The following is a 19,918-nucleotide window of genomic DNA, read 5'->3' as shown; positions in this document are numbered from 1 at the left end:
GTGAACGTGTTGTGGGCGATGCTCCGCGACGAGGCGGTCTACCAGCCCGCGTCTACCGTCGCGGCGGCTTGACAACTTCATTGAGATTCCTCCTGATCCGTGTTCCGGCCGCCGGCTCAGACCGACGCCGTGATCGGGGCGCCGAGGAACGCCAGGGCGTTGTCCCGCATGATCTTCCGCGTGTCCGCCGCGCCGAATTCGGTGAGTTCCTCGGTGAACGACAGCGGTTCGGCCAGGCCTTCGCCGTGCGGCCAGTCGGAGCCGAACAGGATGCGATCGACGCCGATCTGCTCGGCCAGGCGCGGCAGGTCGTCCTCGTAGTACGGGGCCACCCACACGTGTTCGCGCAGCGTCTCGACCGGATCGTCGGGGAACGACCGCGGCGACTGGTTCGCGAGTTTCGCCATCCGCTTGGCGAGGCGGTGCACCCAGTCGGAGCCGTTCTCGATGCTGGCCACGCGCAGCCCCGGATGCCGGTCGAACACGCCGTGGATGATCAGCGAGGCCATCGTGTCGTGGATCGCCCGGTCGTCGACGAGGATCTTGTCGAGGGCGTCGCCCGGACCGAACGGCTCGAAGGTGTCTTTACCGCCCCACATCGCGGCGATCTTCAGGTAGCCGCTGTCACCGAGGTGGAACGCGACCGGCACGCTCGCTTCGGCGAGACGTGCCCAGACCGGGTCGTGGGAGCGGTCGCCGAGCGATCGAGGCCTGCCGATGCCCGGCACCGGCGCCGGCCGGATGTGCACGATGCGGGCGCCGCGCGCGAGCACGAAGTCGACCTCGGCCACCGCGGCCTCCGGGTCGGCGAGCGAGATCATCGGGGCCGCCAGGATCCGTCCGTCGGGCCGGTCGAATCCCCAGTCCTCGTCGAGCCACAGGTTGAAGGCGTGCAGCGACGCCATGGTGGCGGGAATGTCTTCGCGCAGGGCTTCTTCCACGCCGCACCCGAAGGTGGGGAACATGAAGATCGTGTCGAGCGACTGCTTCTCCACCACGGCGACGCGGGCGTCCCGGTCCCGGTACTCCGGTCGCAGTTCGAGTTCCTCGACCTTCATCAGCGTGGCCGGGTCGACGCCTTCGGGGACCTGCCCGCGGAACAGCGGGTCCAGGCAGCCGGGCACGATGATCGGGTCGAAGGTGGGGTTCGGGATGAACCGGTTGACCTTGTTCCCGATGATGGCGACGTGCCGCCGCCCGTCCTGCACGATCTGCACGCCGCGGCGGCGGAAGTTCTTGTCGAGGTGCCGGGTGAAGGCGTCCAGCGGCTCGTAATAGTGGTTGTCGACGTCGATCGCACGGTAATCGAGCGTGGTCATCGTCTACCTTCTTCCTGTCTCGAGCGGGCCGTGTCGACGGGTGTCAGGGCACGATCGCGGTGCGGATCACCGGTTCCGCGACGGCCTGCCTGGCATAGATGCCGCGCTGCAGGGACAGCAGCAGCGCGTTGCGGGTTTCCTCGGGCCGGATCAGCTCGTCGAATCCCATCTGCTCGGCCGATCGGTAGGACGCTTCGAGTTCCATGGCCCGCAGCGTGGCGTCGAGGTCGGCGTCGGCGCCGGAGGCGGTGCTCAGCGCCGCCGCACTCATCGCGCCCATCGTCGCCCCCGGGTACGCATAGGTGGCGGCCTGGCCGTCGAACCCGATGAGCGACATCACCATCGACCCGAATCCGTAGGCCTTGCGCAGTGTCACGTGCAGTTTCAGGGTGGTCGCGGTCGTCTGCGCGACGAACATGCGGGCGCCGGCGCGCAGCACGCCCTCGCGTTCGGATTCACTGCCGGGCAGCATGCCCGGGTTGTCGGTGAGGAACACCAGCGGCAGGTGGAACGCGTCGGCCACGGCGATGAAGTGCGCGGCCTTGTCGGCCGCGGCCGCGTCGATCGATCCGGCGAGCACCTGCGGCTGGTTCGCGACCACCGCGACCGGATGCCCTCCGAGGTGCGCGAGCGCGCAGATGATCGCCTCACCGTACTTCGGTTGCACCTCGAACCAGTCGCGGGTGTCGAAGACGACGTCGATGACGGTGCGCATGTCGTAGGTGCGCCGGTTGTCCCGCGAGACGATGTCGAGCAGTTCCGGTGTCTCGCGCGGGTTGGAGTACTCGTCGGGTTCGGTCATCTGCGGGTACGACCAGGCGCTCGGCGGAAAGTACGAGAGATAGCGGCGGATCTCGTCGAGGACGTCCTCGTCGGTGTCGGCGACGTTGTGGATCACCCCGCTCGCGAGCGCGACGCCGGGTCCGCCGAGGTCCTCCTTCGTCACGTCCTCACCGGTGGACATTTTCACCACGGGCGGTCCGGCGGTGAAGATCGATCCCTGCCGGCTCATGATCGCGAAGTCCGCGACCGGCGCGACGAGGGCACCGTGCCCGGCGGACGGGCCGAGCACCGCGGTGACCATCGGCACCTTTCCGGAGCACCGGGCCTGCGCCAGCAGGTCCGTCGGGGTGCGGCCGTAGTGGTCGCCGGTGGGGCGGAAACCGGCGCCCTCGAGCAGCACTACGAGCGGAACCTTGTTGCGCAGCGCGAGTTCGGCCAGCCGGTACCGCTTGGAGTTGCTGCCGGGCGCGATGGTGCCGGCGAGGGTGGTGAAGTCCTCGGCGCCGACCATGACGGGCAGCCCGTGAATCAGTCCGGAGCCGGCGACGATCGCGTCGGCTGGTACGTCGCCGCCGACGAGGGTGCCGAATTCGTGGAAGGTGCCCGGGTCGAGGAGGCGTTCGATCCGGGCGCGCGCGTCGAGTTTGCCCTTGCCACGATGTTTGGCGACGCGCTCGGCCCCGCCCATCGCCAGCGCGTGGTCACGCCGGCGCTCGAGGTCCTCGAGGGTGTCGGCCCAGGTCCCGGCATCGGTCATGCGTGGTCCTTCGATGTGAGGGCGGTCAGGTCAGCGTGTAGCGGATCGGCAGATGTTTGAGTCCCCCGACGAACGTGGTCGCGGTGCTCGCGGGTTCGCCGTCGAGTTCGATCGAGGTGAGCCGGGGCAGCAGTTCGGTGAAGAACTTGCGGATCTCGAGCCGTGCCAGTCCGGCGCCGAGACAGAAGTGCACGCCGAACCCGAACGCGACGTGGTTGTTGGGGTCGCGGGTGATGTCGAACCGGAACGGATCGTCGAAGACCTCTTCGTCGCGGTTGCCGGACACATACGACAGCAACAGCGAATCACCCGCCGCGATCGGCACGCCCCGCACGGTCGTGTCCTCGGCGGCCGTGCGCATGAACGCCTTGACCGGCGTGACCCATCGGATGATCTCCTCGGTCGCCCGCGGCATGAGATCGAGTTCTGCACAGAGTATTTCGCGCTGATCCGGGTCTTCGATCAGTGCGTGCAATCCCCCGGAGATGCTGCTGCTGGTGGTGTCGTGCCCGGCGGTGGCGATGAGGGTGTAGTACGACATGGTGTCGATGTCCGACAGCGGTTCGCCGTCGACTCGGGCGTTGGCGATGGTCGACGCGAGATCGTCGGTGGGATTCTCGCGGGCGGCGGTGAGCGCCGAGAAGTACTCGAACATCTCGAGCAGTGAGTTGATCTTCTCGTCGGCGGGCGTGGCGCGCTTGAGTTCGTCGTCGTCGCTGCCTACGAGTTCCTGGGTGAGCTTGCGCATCTTCGGGAAGTCGGATTCGGGGACACCGAGCAGCGACATGATCACGTAGAGCGGGAAGTCGACGGCGATGTCCTGCACGAAGTCGCACGCGCCGCCGTGCTCCCGCATCCGGTCGACGTAGCGCCTCGCGAGTTCCTCGATCCGGATCTCCATGGCCCGCATCGACTTCGGGCGGAACCAGTCAGCGGCGATCGCCCGCACCACCCGGTGCTGCGGGTCGTCCATGTGGATCAGGGTCCGGACCCCGGCGGCGGCCTGCATGGCGTCGGATTCCTCGGGCATCAGCACCGGCCGCGGCCAGTTGGTGAAGCGTTCGTTCGCGCGTTCGATCGCCATGATGTCGGCGTGCTTGGTGACGGCCCAGAACGGCTTGTAGGACGGCACGTCGACACGGGCCACCGGCGCCTCGGCGCGCAGTTTCGTCAGCGCGGCGTGCAGGCGCGGTTCGTCGGCGTATGCCGCGGGTTCTGCCAGCACTTTCGCGGCTTGCTCGACGATCGACATGCTCATCCGTGGCACTTTCGTTCGGTCCGAGAAGCGTTGTTCCGGGCATCAGAGTGATTTATAGTGAGCCTTACTGTCAAGCATTCTATAACTCTCTCCGTTACGGCGGACCGCAATCTCCGGGTGATGGGAAGCAACCTCCAGAGGTGATCAGTGGACAGCTCCGTCCGAGACGAATCGGCCACCGCCACACTCGACTTCCGCGACCCGTATCCGTTCTTCGCTGCGCGCCGCCGCGAGGGAGGCGTCTTCCACGGCACGGTCATGGACTACTCACGCACCCCGGAATCACTGCGTCCGGCGGATTCGTATGCGGCGCTCACCTATTCGACGGTCAGCGCCGCCCTGCGCAACGACCGCGTGTTCAGCTCCAAGCTGTACGACGCGACCATCGGCGTGTTCATGGGGCCGACCATCCTCGCGATGAGCGGCACGAAGCACCGCGCCCACCGCAACCTGGTGTCGGCGGCGTTCAAGCCGCAGTCGCTGCGGGTGTGGGAACCGGACATCGTGCGGCCGATCTGCAACGCGCTGATCGACGAGTTCGCCGGCGACAGCCACGCCGATCTCGTCGCGGACTTCACGTTCGAATTCCCGACCCGCGTGATCGCGCGGCTACTCGGGCTGCCCGCCGAAGACCTTCCGTTCTTCCGCAAGGCCGCGGTGTCGATCATCAGCTACGCCGGCAACGTGCCGCGCGCCCTGGCGGCGTCCGAGGACCTGAAGAACTACTTCCTCGGCCACATCGAACAGCGACGGTCGCAGCCGACCGACGACATCATCAGCGATCTCGTGACCGCCGAGGTCGAGGGCGAGAACCTGACCGACGAGGCGATCTACTCGTTCCTGCGCCTGCTGCTCCCGGCCGGCCTCGAGACCACCTACCGGTCGTCGGGCAACCTGCTGTACCTGCTGCTGCGGCACCCGGACCAGTTCGCCGCCGTGCAGGCCGACCACGGCCTGATCCCGCAGGCCATCGAGGAGGGTCTGCGCTACGAGACCCCGTTGACGTTCGTGCAGCGGTACACCATCGAGGACACCGAACTCGGCGGTGTCCCCATCCCCGCCGGGGCAGTGGTCGATCTCGTTCTCGGTTCGGCGAACCGGGACGAGGACCGATGGGAGCGACCGGAAGAGTTCGACATCTTACGAAAGACGCTGCCGCACATCAGCTTCACCGCCGGTGCCCACACCTGCCTGGGCTTGCACCTGGCGCGGATGGAGACGCGGGTCGCCGTCGAATGCCTGCTCACGCGGCTGACGAACTTCCGGCTGCAGGACGACGGCGATCCGCACATCACCGGGCAACCGTTCCGCTCCCCCAACCGACTGCCGATCACGTTCGACGTCGTCTGACCACCGGAAAGGAACGTTCGTGACCGACGAGTCCGTCCTGCTCACCGACCTCACCGACGGGGTGCTCACGCTGACCCTCAACCGCCCGGACCGCCGCAACGCGATCACCTCGCAGATGTGGACGTTGCTGGGCGAACGGTTGCGTGACGTCGAACCGGGTCACGACGTGCGCGCGGTCGTGCTGACCGGCGCGGGCGGCACGTTCAGCAGCGGGGCCGACCTGTCCGCCACCGCGGGCATGGACAAGTTTCCCGACCCGAGCGAGGAGACCCGCCGCGTCAACGACACCGTGCGACTGCTGCACGGCCTGCCGGTCCCGACGATCGCGAAGGTGCGCGGCGTCACCGTGGGCGCCGGATGGAATCTGGCGCTGGGCTGCGATTTCGTGGTCGCGACCCCGGAGGCGCGCTTCTGCCAGATCTTCACCCGGCGCGCCCTGTCGATCGACACCGGCGGTTCGTGGCTGCTGCCGCGGCTCGTGGGGCTGCAGCAGGCCAAGCGGCTGACGATGCTCGCCGACATGATCGGCGCCGACGAAGCACACGCGCTCGGTCTGGTCACGTGGCTGCAGCCCGAAACCGAAATCGACGGATTCGTCGACGCCCTCGCGGCCCGGCTCGCGACCGGCCCACCGATCGCGCTGGCGCAGACCAAGTCCCTGATCGACAACGGGATCGACCGGACGCTGGACGAAGCGCTCGACGGGGAGGCCGCGGCGCAGGCGGTGAACCTGGCGGCACCGGATGTGCTCGAAGCGTTCGCAGCATTTGCCGAGAAGCGCGACCCGGTCTATCGCCGCACCTCCGTCGCCGAGCGCTGACGCTCCCCCTGTTTTCCGAGCGAGCGGTACATTCAGTCGATCCAAGGAGACGAGCGGTACATTCGCTCGGGCACCACCGCCGACGACGCGCCGGCGACCTCACGAAATCCTGCTCAGCCGCCACCACTCGCCGGCTGCGGTGTCGCTCGTGCTTTCCCGCCCGGCGGCGGCGAGAACGTCGTCGCGGAACAGGCCCGGCAACACGCGGTAGCGGATCGAGGCGCGATCGCTGACCAGCGCGAGCGGCCACCACAGGGCGCGGACGTAGTCCCGAGCGCTGTCGGCACCGTCCCACTGATAGAAGCCCCGGTACCGGCCGGCCTCGTCCGCGGTGAGCCACAGCTTCGACACGAACCCGGGAAAGCCGGCGAACAGCGGTGTGTTGAGCATGCTTTCCGCCCGGAACAGTGCGTGTCCACGGCCCCGGACACCGCGCAGCCGGAATGCGACCACCAGGATCACCGGGTCGGCCGGGTCGCCGCGATCCGCGACGGTTTCGCGGTAGATCACCGCGGAGGTTCCGTCGGCGAAGGCTATCGTCCGGCCCTTGTTGCCGGTCGGCAGGTGCAGGCTCCGGTGGGCCAGCAGCGACGCGGTGCGTCCGGCGCAGCGCCCAAGACGCGGCAGCGCCGTGCGCAGCGGCAGCGGTTCCGGCCGGTCGTCCGGCTCGCCGCCGGCTCCGAGCGGTTTCGGTGCAGGATCGCTCGCAGTCATCGCCCAGTCCCGTCGTATCGGTGATACGGACATCGGAGACGCTACGCCGCGCTCATGTTCGGCACGACCTGATCCTTGTCGGCAGAGGTCCTCTTCTTGTCGGCAGACGTCCCGGGACGGCGCCTCGAGGTGCCGAACCGCGCATCCGCGATACTCGGTGACGTCCGAGGAGTCTCATGGAACGGAGCTAAGGCGTGAAGGATGCATCAGCGGGTCGGTCTACCAGGGCCATTCACGGCACCACCGTCACCGACGCCTACGGTGCGCCGCACATGCCGGTCTACAACACCACGACCTTCGCGTTCGAGAACACCGCGGCGCTGCTCGACGTCGCCGACGGACGCGTCCGCGGCCCGCTCTACACCCGCTACGGCCTGAACCCGACGATCTTCGCCCTCGAGGAGACGATGGCCTCGATCGAAGGTGCCGCCAGCGCGTTGGCGTTCTGCTCGGGGATGGCGGCCGAAACCGCGCTGTTCGTGCACTACGGCCGCGACGGGATCGTGTGCGTCGGCGATGCCTACGGCGGCACCATGGAACTGCTCGGCAATCAGCTCGCGCAGCTCGGGATCACCACCACGTTCCTGTTGGGCGACGAACTCGACCGGCTCGAGGACGTGCTGCGCGACGGAGCGAAGCTGGTGTTCTTCGAGACTCCGACCAACCCGGCGCTGGGCATCTATGACATCACCGCGATCTCGGAGCTGGCGCACCGTTACGGCGCGAAGGTCGCGGTCGACAACACCTTCGCCTCGCCGGTCAATCAGCGGCCGCTCGAGCTGGGCGCCGACCTCGTCTCGTATTCGGCGACGAAGTACCTCGGCGGGCATTCCGATGTCACCGCCGGATTCGTGCTCGGCGCAACCGAACTCGTCGAACCGCTGAAGGCCTGGCGGAAGAGTTTCGGTTCGACTATCGCGCCGGAAACGGCGTCGATGCTGTCGCGCAGCCTGCGCACCCTCGTCGTGCGGGTGCGTCAGCACAATGCCAACGCGCAGGCGGTCGCCGAGGCGATGGAGGCCGATCCGCGAGTGTCGCGAGTGCTGTATCCGGGACTGCCGAGCTTTCCCGGTCACCTGCTGGCGGCGAAGCAGATGTCCGGGTTCGGCGGGGTCGTCACCATCGAGGTCGCGGCGGACGCAGAGACGACCGTGCAGGTCGTGGACCGGCTCGAGTTGTTCGCGTTGGCGCCGAGCCTCGGTGGGGTGGAAAGCCTGGTGACGCAACCGGTCACCACCACCCACTACGACCTCTCCCCCGAAGAACGCGAACGGCGCAGGATCACCGGATCGATGATTCGCCTGTCGATCGGGCTCGAGGACGCCGACGATCTGATCGCCGACCTCACCCGGGCGCTCGACGTCGTCGGACGCTGAGTTCGGCTATTCGAGTCCGTGCGCCACGGCGAACGGATCACGGTCGGGGTCGGTGTGCAGCTCCAGCTCGATCTCGCGCGCGGCACGTTCGGCTTCCTCGCGGCCGAACAGGTACCTGAGCAGAGCACCCGTCATGTCCATGCCGGCGGCCACCCCGGACGAGGTCCACCGGTCGCGGTCGTGCACCCATCGTGCGCGGGGCGCCCATTCGACGTCGGTGCCGTGGCCGGATGCCCACTCGAAGGCCAGCTTGTTCGACGTCGCCCGATACCCGTTCAGCAGCCCGGCGGCGGCGAGCAGCGCGGACCCGGTGCACACCGATGTCACGATCGTCGCCGTCGATGCCCACTCCCGAAGCCAGGTGAGGAAGCGTTCGTCGCGGACAAGGGAGCGGGTGCCCATCCCTCCGGGCACCATCACGATGTCCGATTCCGGTGCGTCGTGGTAGCTCGCGGTCGCGACGACCTCGGTTCCCTGGCTGCTGCGGACCGGTCCTTCGTGCGGCCCGAGCATCAGCACCTCGACCGAATCGGGGAACCTGCTCAGCAACGCCACGGGCCCGAAGACGTCCAGCAGTTCGAAACCGTCGAACAGGACGATGGAGACGCTACGCGTTGCCGATCCGGTCACCTTCCGAGTCTTGCACGACGTCGGCGTGCCCCGGACGACATCGCCACCGATCGTCCGCCGTTCCGGCAGGATGGGACATGAGCCGAACCACGGGAAGGAGCGCCCGATGTGTGGACGCTATGCGAGCACGAGCACCCGCGACGACCTGATCGCGGCGTACGAAACCGCAGCCACGGTCGGTGACGAACTGCCCCCGTCGTACAACATCGCCCCCACCCAGCGAGTGAACGTCGTGCTCGAACGCGCCCCGCGAGACGAACCCGACGCCGAACCGGTTCGGCAGCTCAACAGCACGACCAGGTGGGGGCTGGTTCCGTTCTGGGCGAAGGACCCGAAGATCGGTTCCCGCATGATCAACGCGCGCTCCGAGACCGTCACGAGCAAACCCGCGTTCAAAGCGGCCGCGGCACGTCGGCGCTGCATTCTGCCGGCCGACGGCTACTTCGAGTGGCTGAAGGACGAGAACGGCAAGAAGATCCCGTTCTTCCTCCACGCCGACAAACCGCTCGCGATGGCCGGCCTGTACGAATTGTGGCCGAATCCGGAACTACCCGAGGACGATCCGAACAGGTGGCTGTGGACGTGCACTGTGCTCACCCGACCGGCGACCGACGCGGCCGGGCACATCCACGACCGCTCCCCCGTGTTGCTGCCGGAGTCGTTCATCGACCCGTGGCTCGACCCGACCCTCACCGATCGCGACGACGTCGAAGCCCTGCTCAACTCGATCCCGGAGCCGCATCTGCACCCGTACGAGGTGAGCACCGCGGTGAACAATCCGCGCAACAACTCCCCGGAGCTACTGCTTCCGGTGAACCCGTGACGGCGACCCGATCCCGTCGGCGGGCGGAAACACCTTTCCTACACCGAGTTCCGCCGGTCCCGCTCACACGAGTGCATTCAGCACCTGCTCGATAGGGCCCGTCTCCGGTTTCGGCGAGGTGCAGTCGGACCAGTGCTCCGAATCGCTCAGCGTGAACACGGTGCGGTCCTCCGGTTCCCGGCCGGGCAGAACGAGCACGCGCCATCGCGGGATCCATTCGCCGATGTCACCGCCGAGGTCGAGAGCCTGGGCGATCGCGTCGACGTCGTGGTGCTGGAACTCGAATCTGTTTCCGTCCCAGGACAATTGCAGGGTTCTTCCGTCGACGATCTCGACGAGCACGTGCACCGCGAGATCGCGGTCCGCGAGGGCGTGCCGAGCACGGATGTGATGGACGTGATGGCCGTCGTGGTACGAGCGGCACGTGACGGCGGTGCGGACGATCGAACGAGCGACAAGGATCATCGTGTTCCTCCGGGTAAGCCCCGGGACGGGGCGCTCCTGTCCGAGCCGGTCGGTCTCGGACCGCTTCGTCACCCGAACCACCCGCGAGCGTGGGGTTGGTGTGCCGTCCAGTCGGGGCTTGGCGACGGCAACTCGTGAAGCACCGTCACTGTACCGCATCCCTCGGTGTGCCTTTGTGGCGGCCCCAACCGCCACTAGTGCACACCGGCGGCGGAGCCGCCGGGATCGGGGACGTGGAAGTGCTCGTCGCGCAGGCGGAATGCTTCCTTGGTCCCGTGTTCGGCCCTCGTCTTGACGAAGTTGAACTCACCCGGCCCGAACTGCAGGTTCGTGCCGAAGGCGTGGAACAGATAGCTCGCGACCTCCTCGCCCTGATAGGCCTGACTCTGCTCGACGAGCCGGAACGCCTCCTTCGCGATGACGACCCCGTCGGCGGGCATCTTCGCGGCCTTCTCCGCCCAGTACCGGGCGCGTGCGGTGACCGCACCGGGCTCGCACGTCTCGGTGAACACTCCGAGGTGTTCGACGGACGCGGCGTCGACGATGTCTCCCGTCAGCAGCAGCCGTCGCGCGAGGACCGGTCCGAGCCGGTGGAAGAACATGTGCAGGCTGCCCAGCGCCGGGCCGAGGAACCGGGTGGCGGGCATCCCGATGCGGGTGTCCCGCGCGATCACGGAGATGTCGGTCATCAGTGCCATCTCGAACCCACCACCGAGCGCGTAACCGCTGATCTCCCCCACCGTGACCTTCGGATAGCCCAGGAACTCGTGGTAGAAGCCGAATGTCTTGCGGTCGACGGTGAGACGGCGCCGCTGGCTGGGCCGGCTCTTCTGCGAACGGTCCCACTCACCCTTCGTGCCATACCACCCATATGCGTTGTTCATATCGGCTCCGGTACTGAACACACCGTCGGCGCCCCGCAGCAGCACGACCGTGATGTCATCGTCCTGCGCGACGTCGTCGAGGTATCGGGCGAGCGCGTCGCGCATAGGGGCGTCGTAAGAATTGCGGCGCGCGGGGTCGTTGAGGGTGACGGTCGCGATGCGGCGATCCGGATCCACGTCGAAGAGGACACGTCCGTCCGCGGCACTGGAGCTCGTCATCGTTGTCTCTCTTCCGCTGGATCGGGCATAACGGTATGGGATACTGTAGATACACCAGTATGGCTGTCATCTCCGCAGAAGGAAACACATGCCGTTCGACACGATCGAGTACGAAGTCGACGGGCACACGGCCACTCTCACGCTGAACCGGCCCGAAGCCCTCAATGCGCTCAGCCCCCACATGATCACCGAACTGCGCGCCGCGTACGCCGAGGCGGAGAACGACGACAAGGTCTGGACGCTCGTCGTCACCGGCACCGGCCGCGCGTTCTGCACCGGGGCCGACGTCAAGGAGATCCCCGGTGACGGCAAGGTGATCAACGAGCGCCCGTATCTGTCGACCTACGAACAGTGGGAGGCGCCCCAGGAGGGCACACCACCGTTCCGGACCATGACGAAACCGATCGTCGCCGCGATCAACGGTCTGTGCTGCGGCGCAGGACTCGACTGGGTCACCACCTGCGACATCGTGATCGCCTCGGAGGAGGCCACCTTCTTCGACCCGCACGTGAGCATCGGCCTGGTCGCCGGCCGCGAGATGGTCCGGGTGTCCCGGGTGCTGCCCCGGTCGGTCGCCCTGCGCATGGCGCTCATGGGCAAACACGAGCGGATGAGCGCCGCGCGCGCATACGAATTGGGGATGGTCACCGAGGTCGTCGAGCACGACCGGCTCCTGGACCGCGCCCACGAGATCGCCGGCATCGTCAATTCCAATGCGCCCCTGGCGGTTCGGGGAACACGGCTGGCGATCGTCAAAGGCCTGAACGTCCCGCTGCACGAGGCGGAGATGCTGGCCGAGTCGTTCCGCGAACGCGTGACCCGCACCGAAGACGCCCTCGAGGGCCCGCGCGCGTTCGTCGAGAAGCGGGCACCCGTGTGGCAGTGCCGGTGACCACGCACGCATTGTCCGCGCGCATCGCCGCGGTCCTTGCGCTCGCACCGGATTCGCCGATGGTCGAATTCGACGACGCATGGGTGTCGCGAGGGCGGATGCGCGACGCAGTGCGCCGGATCGCGTCGACCCCCGGCGCCGACGGTGAGGTGGGGATCCTGCTGCGCAACCGCCCCGAGTTCGTCGCTGCGCTTCTCGGCGTCCTGGTGGTGGGCGGCACCGTCGTGGTGATCAACCCCGCACGCGGCGACGACCGCACCCGGGCCGACATCGCCGCACTCCGGCTGCCGCTGATCATCGGCGGTCCCGACGACCTGCGTGCCCTCGTCGCACGCTTACCCGGCACCGTGACCGTCGAACTGAGCGGTCTCGATGCCGAACCACACCTCATACCCGCGACTGTCGGACCGGAACTCCGCGACAGCACCGGTGTGGCGGTTCGGATGCTCACCAGCGGCACGACCGGACCTCCCAAGCGCATCGACCTGACCTACGACATGCTCGCTCGCAGCGTCCTGGGACCGGACGCGAACCGCGCACCCGCACCGACCCGGCCGCGCACCGGTGTCGCCATCGTCAACGCACCGCTCGTCCACATCGGCGGGGTGTTCCGGGCCCTGCAATGCGTCACCGAAGCGCGGCCGTTCGTGCTGCTCCCCCGCTTCGAACTCGATCGGTGGATCGCCGCGGTACGCACGCACCGGCCGCGCGCGGTGTCGTTGGTGCCGGCCGCGCTGCGCACGGTGCTGCATTCCGACCTCGGCCGCGAGGACCTCGCGTCGATCGAGGTCGTCACGTCCGGCACCGCACCGCTGTCCGCCGACGACGCGGACGCCTTCCACGACAAGTTCGGCATACCGGTACTCACGTCGTATGCCGCGACCGAGTTCGGCGGTGGCGTCGCGGGCTGGACCCTGCCCGAATATCGCCGGTACTGGCAGACCAAACGCGGCAGCGTCGGCCGAGCGAGTGGCGGTGCGCGACTGCGGGTCGTGGACGACGACGGCGCAGTCCTGCCCGCCGACCGTCCCGGTCTGCTCGAGGTCAAACCGGGCCAGCTCGGCCCGAAATCGGAGTGGATCCGCACCACCGACCTCGCCCGCATCGACGAGGACGGGTTCGTGTGGATTCTGGGCCGCGCCGATCAGGCGATCATCCGCGGCGGTTTCAAGGTCCTGCCCGACGACGTGCGCGCCGCGCTGGAACAGCATCCCGGGGTCGACGGTGCCGCGGTCGTGGCGGCACCGCACTATCGGCTCGGTGAGGTGCCCTGCGCCGTCGTCGAACCGCGGAACGGGGTCACCGTGACCTCCGACGAACTCGTCGAATTCCTGCGAACCCGGCTGGCGCCGTATGAGATTCCGGCACGGATCGTGTTCGTCGGTGCGCTTCCCCGAACTCCTTCCGGCAAGGCCGATCTCGGCGTGGTCCGCGCGCTGGTCAGCGAATCCAGCGGGAACACCTGAGCCGCTGCGGTCAAGACGTGACGGTCCCGGAGGGCGTCGGCCCATCCGTCGGACGGTGCGGAAGGCGACCGCGGGTACGTCGCCGCGAACGGCGGTGAGCGGCGTTCAGTGCGAGATCGACGATCCTCCGTGTCGGAGCCGCGAACGGCGGTGCCGCCATGGCGGTGACGGCGAACGGCAGGTCGGTGCCGACGATCGTGCGGTGGTGGCTGAACGTGTCGAACCCGGCCTTGCCGTGGTAGGCGCCCATGCCGCTGTGCCCGACCCCGCCGAACGGCGCGTCGTCGGGGAGCATGTGGATCGCGAAGTCGTTTCGGGCGACACCGCCGGTGCGGGTCCCGCGGACGAAGCGGCGGAAGTCCGGGCCGTCGGGACCGAACCAGTACGCGACCAGCGGCGACGGCCCGGCGTTGACCCGGCCGATCACCTCGTCCAGCGCCGTGTACGGACGGACGAGGACGACCGGTCCGAAGATCTCCTCGCTCGCGATGCGCATGTCGTCGGTGACGTCGCGGACGACGGTCGGCGCGATCTTGCGGGTCACCGGGTCGGGTAGGAGTTCACCCGCGGGCGCCACCGGCTCGATGCGCGCACCTCGGGTCCGCGCGTCGTCGAGCAGCGCCAGGATCCGTTCGTAGTTCGCGGTGTCGACGCACGCGGTGTAGTCGTCGTTGCCGACGATGGTCGGGAACATCGCGCGCAGCGTCGACTGCAGCGTGACGGTGAACGCGTCGATCCGGTCGGCGGGTACGTACACGTAGTCGGGGCACACGCACACCTGGCCACCGTTGACCATTCGCGCCCGGGCGATGCGCTCGGCGGATCGGTGCACGTCGGCGTCGGATGCGACGACGACGGGGTTCTTCCCGCCGAGTTCGAGCGTCACCGGTACCAGGTTCTCCGATGCGGCCCGCTGCACGAGCTTCCCGACGCGGGTCGAGCCGGTGAAGAACAGGTGGTCGAACGGCAGTGCGGAGAACTCCGCTGCCACGTCGGCGCCGCCGGTGACGACCGCGAACTCGATCGGATCGAAATAGGACGATGCAAGCGACCGCGTGAGTTCTGCTGTGTGACCGGTGATCTCGGACATCTTGATCATCACGCGATTGCCGGCGGCGAACGCGGCCGCCGCGGGCAGAACGACGAGATTGAGCGGGAAGTTCCAGGGTCCGATGATGCCGACGACGCCGAGCGGGGTGGGCTGCACCTCGGCGCGGATTCCGTAGAGCCGGGCGCCGGGCTTCGGGTTGCGCGGTTTCATCCATTTGTCGATGTGGGCGCGGGTGTGTTCGATCACCGAGAGCATGCCCATGATCTCGGTGAACAGTGTCCCGGTGCGCGCACGCGTCCCGAAGTCGGTGGACAGCGCGTCGACGTAGGCGTCGCGGTTGTCCAGAACCATCGCGACGAGCCGGTCGATCCGGTCCCGCCGAACCGCCGCGGTGGGTGGACCTTCCGCCAGGAACGCCCGACGCTGCTCGTCGAGCAGCGTGGTGAGGTCCGGTGCCGGGTGGAGGCCGGTGGGATTGTCGGCGGTGCCGGTGCTCATTCGCTCAGCCTTCCGGTCGAGTCTGATCGGCAGGCTCGACGCCGACCGCACGAACTTCGACCCGTCGGCGGATATCGATCCCGTAACATCAACTGTAATACCGAACACTCGTCTGGAAGTCCGAATACAGGGGGATGCTGTGACCGGCCGACACTACATCGAATTACGCACCGATGCAGCACTTTCCAACGGTTCGCAGGACGGGGCCCGATGACCGTCGACGGCACCCCCTCGCCGCGCCCCTTTCATCGGCTCGACATCTCGGCGCCCGAGTTCTGGAAGAACGACTTCCGCACCCGGGACGACACGTTCGCGGCACTGCGCGCCGAGGAGGGCTTGAGCTGGCACCCACCTACCCCGTCGATCTTCCCGCACGCGGAGACCGGATTCTGGGCGGTCACGCGCCACAGCGACATCCAGTACGTCAGCCGCAATCACGAATTGTTCTGCTCAAGCCAGGGTGTGAGCATGGACCCGATGCCGGCCGAGATCCAGCGGGCGATGACCTTCTTCCTCGCCATGGATCCGCCCGAGCACACCCGGTACCGCCGTCTGATCAACATGGCCTTCACCCCGAGACAGATCCGGTTGATCGAGGACCAGATCCGAACCAGTGCCCGGGAGATCGTCGACGATCTGGTTGCCGATCTGGCGGCGAACGGCACGGTGGATTTCGCTGCGGAGTACTCACGCAGGATGCCGATGCGCACGATCTCCGACATGATCGGCGTCGCTCCCGAAGATCGCGAGAAGATCGCCGATGCGGTGGAGAGCCTGTTCGGGGCCAGCGACGAGGAGTATTCCTCCCTGGAGGAACGCGCGCCGCACCTGATGGCCCAGCTCGGCATCCTCGCCGGCGCCGGCACCGAACTGGCGGGTGCGCGTCGCGAGGATCCCCGCGACGATCTGATGACCAACATCGTGAACGCCGAGGTCGACGGCCACCGCCTGAGCGACGAGGAGATCGGCGCGTTCATGGTGTTGCTCGGTTCCGCGGGCAACGACACCACCAAGCAGGCGAGCAGTCACGCCCTCGCCGCGCTCGTCGCGCACCGCGAGCAGCGGGACTGGCTGCTCGCGGATTTCGATGCCCGTATCGACGGTGCCGTCGAAGAGTTCGTGCGCTGGTCGACTCCGGTCATCCACTTCGCCCGGCACGCGACGGAGGACACCGAGGTCGCGGGCACGAAGATCGGAGCCGGCGAGAAACTCGTGCTGTTCTACTGTTCCGGCAACCGCGACGAGTCGGTGTTCGACCGACCCCACGAGTTCGACATCACCCGAATCCCGAATCCGCACGTCGGCTTCGGCGCGCCGGGTCCGCACTCGTGCCTGGGCCGGCAGCTCGCGAAGATGGAACTGCGGCATCTGTTCCACGAACTGCTGACGCGGCTGCCGGACATCACCGTCGGCGAACCCGAGTACGTGCACAGCGATTTCGTGCACGGCATCAAGCGGATGCCGATCTCCCTGCGCTGACGGCCATCTCGATCGGTCCCCCGGAACGTCGGGCGGCGGTTCGGCTCAGGTGAAATCCGAGCCGCCGTCGACGTTCACGTTCGCCCCGGTCATGTACGAATTGCGCCGCGAGGCCAGAAACGCGACGACGGCACCGATCTCCTCGGGCCTACCGGCGCGCGGAAGTTGCGCGGCGTGGCCGTATTCGGTGTCGATGAGTTCCATCAACCGGTAGGGATCCTCCGACTCGACACCCACCGACGCGGCCCAGTCGACCAGAGCCGGGGTGACCACCGCTCCGGGTGAGACGACATTGACGAGAATCTCGTCGCGGGCGAGCAACAGCGACAGGTTCTTCGACGCGCTGGTCACCATCGCCTTGGCCGCCGTGTAGGCCGCGAGCGAAACACTCTGCCGCTGCGTCGACTGCGCGGAGAAGTTCACGATCCGGCCCCACTCGGCGCGCCGCAGCATCGGCAGGGCGGCGCGGGCGCAGCGGACCATCGACAGCACACCGTCGTCGACCGCCTCGTGCCACTGGTCGTCGGTCAGCATCTCGAAACTGCCCTGCACGTTCGGTCCGACCGCGTTGACCAGCACGTTGAGTTCGCCGTTCCATCGTCGATCCAGTTCCGCGAACACCGATGCGACACGCGCGGCATCGCGAACGTCGGCGACCAGGCCGAACGCCTCCGGACTACCGCGATCGGTCAACTCCTGTGCGGCAGCGGTGACGGCGGCCTCCGATCGGCCGACGACGGCGACGCGCGCCCCTTCCTCGGCAAGACATCGAGCGGTGGCCAGGCCCATCCCGCGGCTGCCACCGACGACCACCGCTGCCGCGTCCGCTAGTCCGAGATCCACGACGTGCCGCCTCTCGTCCACCCCGCACAAATACCGACAATGTTACTGTATTGCTATCGGTAAGGATATCGGGATAGGCCGTCACCGGGCCGACCGTGCCCCCGTCGGTATCATTTACGGTGGCATGTACGGGTGGGTCGGCGGCATCGAGCCGGTCCGGCGGACGGGTGGCACTCCGGTGCGACACCACAGAGTTGGGAGTGTGACATGGCGAAACGGCCACGGCGCGAACGGGGTTCACTCAACCCTGACGACATTCTCGACGGCGCGTTCGAACTCGCGGAGGAAGTCTCGATCGACAACCTGAGCATGCCGATGCTCGGCAAGCACCTGGATGTCGGTGTCACCAGCATCTACTGGTACTTCCGCAAGAAGGACGACCTGCTCAGCGCGATGGCCGACCGGGCACTGCGCGAGTACGCCTACTCGATGCCGTTCGTCGAGGCCGCGAACTGGCGCGACACCTTGCGCAACCACGCACGGACCGTTCGGGAGACGTTCGTGAAGAACCCGATTCTGTGCGACCTCATCCTGATCCGATCCGCGTTGAGCCCCAAGGCCGCCCAGCTCGGCGCGAAGCAGACCGAGAGCGTCATCGCGAATCTCGTCGAGTCGGGGTTCACGCTCGAGGACGCGGTCGACGTCTACTCGGCGGTGCAGTTGCACGTCCACGGCATGATCGTGCTGCAGCGCCTGCAGGAGAAGAACCGGCAGTCCGAAGCTCCGTCGGGTGCGTACTACGAGCTCCTTCCGATCTCGAGCGAAACCACTCCGCTGCTCGCCGAGGCGAATGCGAAGGGAATCCAGAGCGGGGCGCCCAACGACCGGAACTTCGAGTACGGTCTCGACTGCATTCTCGACCAGGCCAGCCGCCTGCTCGAGGCCCGGCAGGCCGAGGGCAAGACCCCGCAGTCGAAGAAGTCGCCCAGCGCAGCGGCCGTCACCAACTAGCCTCCGGGCCCCCTGACTCCGGTCACGTCCGACGAGCCACAGATCCACGGCAGCGAGGTGAGCTGCCGACATGCGGCCAGCCCTGGCTGTAGACGGTCCGTGATCGTTGATGCGGGTGGCGATTCCGCGCCCATAGGGTCGGCAAGATCGGGGTCGGCCCCGCCGGGAAAGGACGGAGTAGACCAGCTCCTCCCCTTCACCCCACGAGCAAAGATAGAGAGCACGCCCGATGACCACTACCAAGCAACTGATGCAGCAACTCGCGAACAACGAGATCAGCCTGGACAACGTCGCGGCAGAGTTGAGGGCCAAGTCCTTCCCCCGAGTCGAGAAGTCAAGCGGCCAAGCAGACGTCCCCGTCTACGACGACGACAGCCTGTTCTGGCTCGGACATGCGAATTTCGTGGGCGTCATCTCCGACGAGGAGTACAACATGCTCGTCCACAGCGCCGGATAGAACCGTCACCTACCGCAACGTACCGCTCGATCCGCCCGTCCGGTTCGCGATCCATGAGCAGCAACTGCGCCACGACTGCCGCCGCTGCGCCGGCGACATCCCGGCCGGGCCGGCGGCGTGGGAGGAGCGGATGATCCTGATGTCGACCCCATCTCGACGAAGCGCTGTACGAGCTGGAACAATCGACGGCCCCGCGCGGATCGTCATCAGCAACAGCGGTTTCCGGGCATTACCCGGAGCGTGATCGCGCCCGGCCGCGCGATCAGAGCAGGTCGACCCTGCTCACCAGCCAGCGTCCGTCCACATTGTCGAGCGTCATCACCACGCGGCTGCGATCGACCCGCGGTTCCGGGGTGGCGGTGTTGGTGATCGTCTGGTCGACGAAGAGCAGCACCACCGCCTCGTCGGCGGTCGCCGACCGCACCGCGGCGTCCACCACCGTGCCCGTGCTGCTGGCGTTGTTGTCCACCAGCATCTGCTTGAGCTGGCTGCTGGACCTCGAGTACATGTCGCGGAACTCCCCGGTCGCCCCGGCGAGGACGTCGGAGAAGTTCCGGTCGATGTCACCGGCCTGGATGCTGGTGAGGGTGACGGCGTAGTTCCTCGCGGTCTCGAGCGCCTCCGATGCGGCGCGGTCCACCGCCGCGTCGGAGTACATGCGCCAACCGGCGAACCCCGCTCCGGCACACACCGCGGCGGCGAGTACACCGGCGAGTACCCTGCGGATGGGGTGTGTCGTTGTCCCCGGGGCGGGTGTCGCGGTGTCCGGTTCGGAGACAACGGCTTTCCCCGGCTCGGATCGCTCGGCCGCGGCCGTCACGGTGTCCGGGTCGTCCTCCAGCAGGGGATCCTTCACGCTGCTCACGGTTACCTCCAGGTCGGG

19 protein-coding genes and 1 riboswitch are annotated in these 19,918 nt (G+C 67.5%); of the genes, 9 read left to right on the top strand and 10 right to left on the bottom strand.

All coding sequences use genetic code 11. The features are described 5' to 3' along the window. Nucleotides 1-116 precede the first annotated feature (116 nt). The 3 genes from ACWDUD_RS22385 to ACWDUD_RS22375 are packed head-to-tail and all read right to left on the bottom strand — an operon-like array spanning nucleotide 117 to nucleotide 4,117. Entirely contained in the window at nucleotides 117-1,319 is a 1,203-nt protein-coding gene (locus tag ACWDUD_RS22385; protein ID WP_450110710.1) for an amidohydrolase family protein, read from the bottom strand. Nucleotides 1,320-1,362: 43 nt separating this feature from the next. Continuing rightward, nucleotides 1,363-2,859: an acyl-CoA carboxylase subunit beta gene (locus ACWDUD_RS22380; protein WP_197255712.1), complete on the bottom strand. Its 1,497-nt coding sequence runs from the start codon at nucleotides 2,857-2,859 to the stop codon at nucleotides 1,363-1,365. A gap of 25 nt (nucleotides 2,860-2,884) precedes the next feature. Beyond that, nucleotides 2,885-4,117: a cytochrome P450 gene (locus ACWDUD_RS22375; RefSeq protein ID WP_450110709.1), complete on the bottom strand. Its 1,233-nt coding sequence runs from the start codon at nucleotides 4,115-4,117 to the stop codon at nucleotides 2,885-2,887. Between the two features lie 147 nt (nucleotides 4,118-4,264). Between ACWDUD_RS22375 and ACWDUD_RS22370 the strand changes: the two genes are divergently transcribed. Both ACWDUD_RS22370 and ACWDUD_RS22365 read left to right on the top strand, forming a co-directional pair. Beyond that, the gene (locus ACWDUD_RS22370) at nucleotides 4,265-5,467 is read left to right on the top strand and encodes a cytochrome P450 (protein WP_450110708.1); all 1,203 of its coding nucleotides are present in this window, start codon (nucleotides 4,265-4,267) and stop codon (nucleotides 5,465-5,467) included. Nucleotides 5,468-5,486: 19 nt separating this feature from the next. Then, entirely contained in the window at nucleotides 5,487-6,287 is an 801-nt protein-coding gene (locus ACWDUD_RS22365) for an enoyl-CoA hydratase/isomerase family protein (RefSeq protein ID WP_450110707.1), read from the top strand. A 99-nt stretch (nucleotides 6,288-6,386) separates the two neighbouring features. Here the strand turns inward: ACWDUD_RS22365 and ACWDUD_RS22360 are convergent, their stop codons facing one another. Then, nucleotides 6,387-7,001 (bottom strand): hypothetical protein, encoded by a 615-nt coding sequence (locus ACWDUD_RS22360; protein WP_450110706.1) that lies wholly within the window; start codon nucleotides 6,999-7,001, stop codon nucleotides 6,387-6,389. Between the two features lie 194 nt (nucleotides 7,002-7,195). Here ACWDUD_RS22360 and ACWDUD_RS22355 point away from each other — a divergent pair, with 194 nt between their 5' ends. Then, nucleotides 7,196-8,377, top strand: coding sequence for a trans-sulfuration enzyme family protein (locus ACWDUD_RS22355; RefSeq protein WP_450110705.1), 1,182 nt, complete (start codon nucleotides 7,196-7,198; stop codon nucleotides 8,375-8,377). A 6-nt stretch (nucleotides 8,378-8,383) separates the two neighbouring features. Here ACWDUD_RS22355 and ACWDUD_RS22350 read toward each other — a convergent pair whose 3' ends face one another. After that, a complete protein-coding gene (locus ACWDUD_RS22350) occupies nucleotides 8,384-9,007 on the bottom strand; it encodes a DJ-1/PfpI family protein (protein ID WP_450110704.1) in 624 nt (207 codons plus the stop codon). A gap of 106 nt (nucleotides 9,008-9,113) precedes the next feature. On the opposite strand from ACWDUD_RS22350, the gene ACWDUD_RS22345 reads away from it, so the two are divergent. Beyond that, on the top strand, nucleotides 9,114-9,830 hold the full coding sequence (locus ACWDUD_RS22345; protein ID WP_450110703.1) for an SOS response-associated peptidase: 717 nt from the start codon (nucleotides 9,114-9,116) through the stop codon (nucleotides 9,828-9,830). 63 nt (nucleotides 9,831-9,893) lie between these two features. On the opposite strand, the gene ACWDUD_RS22340 is transcribed toward ACWDUD_RS22345, so the two are convergent. Both ACWDUD_RS22340 and ACWDUD_RS22335 read right to left on the bottom strand, forming a co-directional pair. Continuing rightward, a complete protein-coding gene (locus ACWDUD_RS22340) occupies nucleotides 9,894-10,295 on the bottom strand; it encodes a hypothetical protein (protein ID WP_450110702.1) in 402 nt (133 codons plus the stop codon). Between the two features lie 27 nt (nucleotides 10,296-10,322). Next, nucleotides 10,323-10,435, bottom strand: a riboswitch (SAM riboswitch). 54 nt (nucleotides 10,436-10,489) lie between these two features. Next, complete coding sequence (locus ACWDUD_RS22335; RefSeq protein ID WP_197255730.1) at nucleotides 10,490-11,398, bottom strand: enoyl-CoA hydratase/isomerase family protein; 909 nt, start codon at nucleotides 11,396-11,398, stop codon at nucleotides 10,490-10,492. 88 nt (nucleotides 11,399-11,486) lie between these two features. Here ACWDUD_RS22335 and ACWDUD_RS22330 point away from each other — a divergent pair, with 88 nt between their 5' ends. Then, nucleotides 11,487-12,290 carry an enoyl-CoA hydratase/isomerase family protein gene (locus ACWDUD_RS22330; protein ID WP_197255732.1) on the top strand — a complete coding sequence of 268 codons (804 nt, stop codon included), beginning with the start codon at nucleotides 11,487-11,489 and terminating at the stop codon, nucleotides 12,288-12,290. Beyond that, complete coding sequence (locus tag ACWDUD_RS22325; RefSeq protein ID WP_450110701.1) at nucleotides 12,287-13,756, top strand: class I adenylate-forming enzyme family protein; 1,470 nt, start codon at nucleotides 12,287-12,289, stop codon at nucleotides 13,754-13,756. The genes ACWDUD_RS22330 and ACWDUD_RS22325 overlap by 4 nt, the downstream gene beginning before the upstream one ends. 10 nt (nucleotides 13,757-13,766) lie before the next feature. On the opposite strand, the gene ACWDUD_RS22320 is transcribed toward ACWDUD_RS22325, so the two are convergent. Further along, nucleotides 13,767-15,305: a coniferyl aldehyde dehydrogenase gene (locus ACWDUD_RS22320; protein ID WP_450110700.1), complete on the bottom strand. Its 1,539-nt coding sequence runs from the start codon at nucleotides 15,303-15,305 to the stop codon at nucleotides 13,767-13,769. 210 nt (nucleotides 15,306-15,515) lie between these two features. On the opposite strand from ACWDUD_RS22320, the gene ACWDUD_RS22315 reads away from it, so the two are divergent. Further along, nucleotides 15,516-16,784 carry a cytochrome P450 gene (locus ACWDUD_RS22315; protein ID WP_450110699.1) on the top strand — a complete coding sequence of 423 codons (1,269 nt, stop codon included), beginning with the start codon at nucleotides 15,516-15,518 and terminating at the stop codon, nucleotides 16,782-16,784. Between the two features lie 45 nt (nucleotides 16,785-16,829). Here ACWDUD_RS22315 and ACWDUD_RS22310 read toward each other — a convergent pair whose 3' ends face one another. Then, nucleotides 16,830-17,627, bottom strand: a complete 798-nt coding sequence (locus tag ACWDUD_RS22310) for an SDR family NAD(P)-dependent oxidoreductase (RefSeq protein WP_450110698.1) — start codon at nucleotides 17,625-17,627, stop codon at nucleotides 16,830-16,832. Between the two features lie 207 nt (nucleotides 17,628-17,834). Between ACWDUD_RS22310 and ACWDUD_RS22305 the strand changes: the two genes are divergently transcribed. Both ACWDUD_RS22305 and ACWDUD_RS22300 read left to right on the top strand, forming a co-directional pair. After that, a complete protein-coding gene (locus tag ACWDUD_RS22305) occupies nucleotides 17,835-18,578 on the top strand; it encodes a TetR/AcrR family transcriptional regulator (RefSeq protein WP_450110697.1) in 744 nt (247 codons plus the stop codon). Nucleotides 18,579-18,807: 229 nt separating this feature from the next. Continuing rightward, nucleotides 18,808-19,035 (top strand): hypothetical protein, encoded by a 228-nt coding sequence (locus ACWDUD_RS22300; RefSeq protein WP_450110696.1) that lies wholly within the window; start codon nucleotides 18,808-18,810, stop codon nucleotides 19,033-19,035. Between the two features lie 262 nt (nucleotides 19,036-19,297). Here ACWDUD_RS22300 and ACWDUD_RS22295 read toward each other — a convergent pair whose 3' ends face one another. Beyond that, nucleotides 19,298-19,900, bottom strand: coding sequence for a hypothetical protein (locus ACWDUD_RS22295; protein ID WP_450110695.1), 603 nt, complete (start codon nucleotides 19,898-19,900; stop codon nucleotides 19,298-19,300). Between the last annotated feature and the right edge of the window lie 18 nt (nucleotides 19,901-19,918).

It is taken from the genome of Rhodococcus sp. NPDC003382 (genome assembly GCF_053589135.1).
The sequence above is the reverse complement of the archived record's forward strand: the minus strand, read 5'-3'. Positions and strand labels throughout refer to the sequence as shown.